We start from the raw sequence: 4,076 nt of genomic DNA, 5'->3' as shown, positions 1-4,076 counted from the left end.
GAGAATGACAAGAGATTGGCTGCACTTAGAGAGTATGCTCAAACGGCTTGAATTCTAAATCCGAAACTTGAGATAATTAATTGATTCACAATCATAAAAGTACTAAAAATTATTGAGATTACCAACTTTTACAAAGACTTTCTTATCCCGAACTCAGGTTAATAGGCTCTCGCGCATTCCTTGGCTGTAGCGTATTAACGAGTTTAACCCTTCCTGCTGGTATTACCGAGATAGGCTCTTACGCATTCCGTGGCTGTAGCGGATTAACGAGTTTAACCCTTCCTGCTGGTATTACCGAGATAAGCTATGGCGTATTCTGGGGCTGTAGCGGATTAAAAGAGGTTAGATTTTGCATAAATGATAATTTAGACACATATTTAACATAAGGTCATCCTTATATAGCTGTAAATTGTGGTATTAAATATTATATAAATGATAAAGAGATCACAAGTATCGAAATACCATCTAACGTAACTACTTTAGGTAATTGTGTTTTCCAAGGCTGTAGCGGATTAACGAGTTTAACCCTTCCTGCTGGTATTACCGAGATAGGCTCTTACGCATTCTGTGGCTGTAGCGGATTAACGAGTTTAACCCTTCCTGCTGGTATTACCTCAATAGCGACTGGCGTATTCAGTAGTTGTAGCGGATTAACGAGTTTAACCCTTCCTGCTGGTATTACCTCAATAGGCTCTTTAGCATTCTGTGGCTGTAGCGGATTAACGAGTTTAACCCTTCCTGCTGGTATTACCTCAATAGGCGATGAAGCATTCCAAGGCTGTAGCGGATTAACTTCTATTTATGTATATGCAGAGAAAGTACCCAAAATAGATAGTAATGCATTCAAAGGAGTTGATGCCAAGAAATGCACACTTTATGTACCAATGGGAACTCGTTATGATTACTGTGCCTCTGACTTTGGCGACTACTTTGAGAACATAGTTGAATTCGAAGCAACAGGCATCGACAAGACTACAACCTCTACCGATGTTGAGGAGGTAGTTCGCTATTCAGTAAATGGTCAGCGATTGTCTGCTCCAACCAAGGGATTGAATATCGTGAAGTATAGCGATGGTAGCGTGAAGAAAGTTGCTGTTCGATAATGGGTGGTAAGCATCCTTGTGAGACAACGTATCCGCGATGCTAGTATATACACGTCAAAAAAAATATCGCTCAAGTTTTTATCCTTGAGCGATATTTTTTTGTTCCCATTTGTCCGGCAGCAATTCCCGGTACTTACTTAATGGTGTTCTTGGTGGCAGTGCTGCAGCTTTGTTGATGACATCGGATATATATTCAAAGAAGTTGATACCTTGCAGTCTGCAGGTGCATGCCAGCGAATAGAACATGGCTGCCCGTTTGGCACCAGTATGCGACCCGAAGAAAAGTGAGTTTCTTCGGGAATTAGATTTTTTATTCACGCAGCAAAGGTAAAGAGATAAAAAAATATGGACAAGGCTGCATCGCGGATACGCTTACCTTCCTTTCATCCCTCCAACATTTATAAAAACCTAAAATTTCACCACATATTGATGTTAACCAACCTTTTTGCTTAACTTTGCAACAATTATTGCCTTATAGGCATCAAACAGGATATAACAACGATATAGTAACAATATAAACATCACAAACAATGAACATAGCACTAATAGGTTACGGCAAGATGGGCCGTATGATAGAGCAGATATGCAAGGAGCGTGGACATAACATCGTAAGCATCATCGATTTAGACAACCAGCAGGACTTCGACTCACCCGAGTTCGCTTCGGCTGACGTGGCAATAGAGTTCACAGCGCCCTCGGCTGCTTACGGCAACTATCTGCGTGCGTGGAAGGCTGGCGTCAAGGTGGTGAGCGGTTCTACCGGATGGATGAACGACCACGAGGCAGACGTGCGCCGTATGTGCACCGAAGAGGGCAAGACGCTGTTCTGGGCAAGCAACTTCTCTATCGGCGTAGCCATATTCTCTGCCGTCAACCGCTATCTCGCCAAGATAATGAACCAGTTCCCCCAGTATGACGTACGTATGGAGGAGACTCACCATATCCATAAGCTCGACGCACCGAGCGGCACAGCCATCACTCTGGCAGAGGAAATAGTAGCCGACCTCGACCGCAAGAACGCATGGGTGAAGGGCGAGCAGCACCTCGCCGACGGCACCGTAGAGGGCACCAACAATTGCGCCCCAAGCGAGCTGGCGATTGAAAGCATACGCCGCGACGAAGTGCCCGGCATACACAGCGTAATATACGACAGCGACGCCGATTGCATCACCATCACCCACGATGCCCACTCGCGCAAGGGATTTGCGCTCGGAGCGGTTCTCGCAGCCGAGTATACCAAAGACCACGAGGGCCTGCTCACCACAAAGGATCTGTTCAAGTTCTAAGACAGACACAGTTATAGTCGAAGACAATCAAGTTGATGTCTAAGACAAATTCAATTTTAGCGGGCTGAAAGCCCAGCAAGCACATAGCCCAGGGTAGCACCCTGGGTACGGAGCATTCATCACAATGCGCCCTGAAAGGGCAAAAGCATAACACGGGTGAGGCTCTGTCAATATAGCTATACATGCTCTAACAAAAAACAGCAATGACCAACAAAGAAAAGAAGGCCCCCAATCCGCGTGTGCAATGGGCCAAGTTCACAGTAGTGACGATACTGTATCTGCTCTTCCTCTATTGGGTGAAGAGCTGGTGGGGACTGCTCGTCCTGCCGTTCATATTCGACGTATACATCACAAAGAAGATACGCTGGCAGTGGTGGCGCGAGTCGGACAACGACGCCACGCGCTTCATCATGTCGTGGGTAGACGCCTTGGTGTTCGCCCTCGTAGCCGTATATTTCATCAATCTGTTCTTCTTCCAGAACTACGTCATTCCCTCGTCGTCGCTTGAGAAGTCGCTACTGACGGGCGACTATCTGTTCGTGTCGAAGGTGAGCTACGGTCCGCGCAAGCCGCAGACTCCCCTCACCATGCCTCTGACACAGCACACGCTGCCCGTATTCGAATGCCAGTCGTACATCAGCTGGCCACAGTGGGGCTATGAGCGTGCCAAGGGACTGGGCACAGTTCAGCAGAACGACATCGTAGTATTCAACTATCCCGCAGGCGATTCGCTCTGCACAGCCGACCAATATCAGGCCCAGGACTTCTATCGTCTTGCCTACGGACTGGGCGAGGGTGCCTATGCCGAGCAGCACGGAGGCTATCTGCCCAACCTCTCGCAGATGCCACGCCAGCAGCAGCGCGACTTCTTCGCACGGCTGTATGCCGACGGGCGCCGCATCATCGACGCCAATCCGTCTACCTACGGCACCGTGACGAGCCGACCCGTCGACCGCCGCGAGAACTACGTGAAGCGATGCGTGGGTCTGCCCGGACAGACTTTGCAGATAAAGAACCACATCATCTACACCGACGGCAAGGCCAACAAGGAGCCCGACAACGTGCAGTACTCTTACTACGTGAAGCTGAAGGCGCAGATGCCCCTTGAACTTATCGACCAGCTCGGCATCTCGATGGAGGACATTGCCAGCCTTAACTCGGCAGGCTATCTGCCCCTTACCAACGCCTCTGTAAAGGCTCTGAAGGCCCGCAAGGACGTTGTGAAGAGCGTCACGTTTGTCAATGACCCCACACAGTGGGACATCTATCCGCTCAACGGCAACACCGGATGGACACGCGACAACTACGGTCCCGTTTGGATTCCGAAGAAGGGTGCTACCCTTAAGCTCACAATGGACAACATAGCCATATACGAGCGCCCGATACGCGTGTATGAAGGCAACGACCTCGTGGTAAAGAACGGCAAGATATACATCAACGGCAAGGAGGCTAAGTCGTACACCTTCCGTATGGACTACTACTGGATGATGGGCGACAACCGCCACAACTCGCTCGACTCACGCTACTGGGGCTTCGTGCCCGAAGACCATATCGTGGGCAAACCGATTTTCATCTGGTGGAGCCACGACCCCGATCACGGCGGATTCTCGGGTATACGATGGAGCAGATTGTTCAGATTGGTGGATAATATTAAGTAAAGGCCCCGCCCCCGGCCCCTCCCCCGTAG

At 49.2% G+C, this 4,076-nt stretch carries 3 protein-coding genes and 3 pseudogenes; 5 read left to right on the top strand and 1 reads right to left on the bottom strand.

Going from position 1 to position 4,076, the window contains the following annotated elements; genetic code table 11:
- Positions 1-158 precede the first annotated feature (158 nt).
- The 3 genes and pseudogenes from I6E49_RS14705 to I6E49_RS13960 all read left to right on the top strand — a co-directional run.
- Positions 159-386 (top strand): annotated as a pseudogene (locus I6E49_RS14705) (leucine-rich repeat domain-containing protein); the annotation flags it as partial.
- Positions 387-398: 12 nt separating this feature from the next.
- Positions 399-875 (top strand): annotated as a pseudogene (locus I6E49_RS14700) (leucine-rich repeat domain-containing protein); the annotation flags it as partial.
- 9 nt (positions 876-884) lie between these two features.
- Positions 885-1,103, top strand: coding sequence for a hypothetical protein (locus tag I6E49_RS13960; RefSeq protein ID WP_235403077.1), 219 nt, complete (start codon positions 885-887; stop codon positions 1,101-1,103).
- A gap of 78 nt (positions 1,104-1,181) precedes the next feature.
- Here the strand turns inward: I6E49_RS13960 and I6E49_RS14695 are convergent.
- A pseudogene (locus I6E49_RS14695) lies at positions 1,182-1,409 on the bottom strand (IS66 family transposase); the annotation flags it as partial.
- A gap of 224 nt (positions 1,410-1,633) precedes the next feature.
- Between I6E49_RS14695 and dapB the strand changes: the two are divergent.
- A complete protein-coding gene (dapB, locus tag I6E49_RS13955) occupies positions 1,634-2,389 on the top strand; it encodes a 4-hydroxy-tetrahydrodipicolinate reductase (protein WP_235403076.1) in 756 nt (251 codons plus the stop codon).
- A gap of 203 nt (positions 2,390-2,592) precedes the next feature.
- On the top strand, positions 2,593-4,047 hold the full coding sequence (gene lepB, locus I6E49_RS13950) for a signal peptidase I (RefSeq protein ID WP_235403075.1): 1,455 nt from the start codon (positions 2,593-2,595) through the stop codon (positions 4,045-4,047).
- Positions 4,048-4,076: the final 29 nt, after the last annotated feature.

The sequence above is a fragment of the Leyella stercorea genome, from assembly GCF_021531655.1.
The sequence above is the reverse complement of the archived record's forward strand: the minus strand, read 5'-3'. Positions and strand labels throughout refer to the sequence as shown.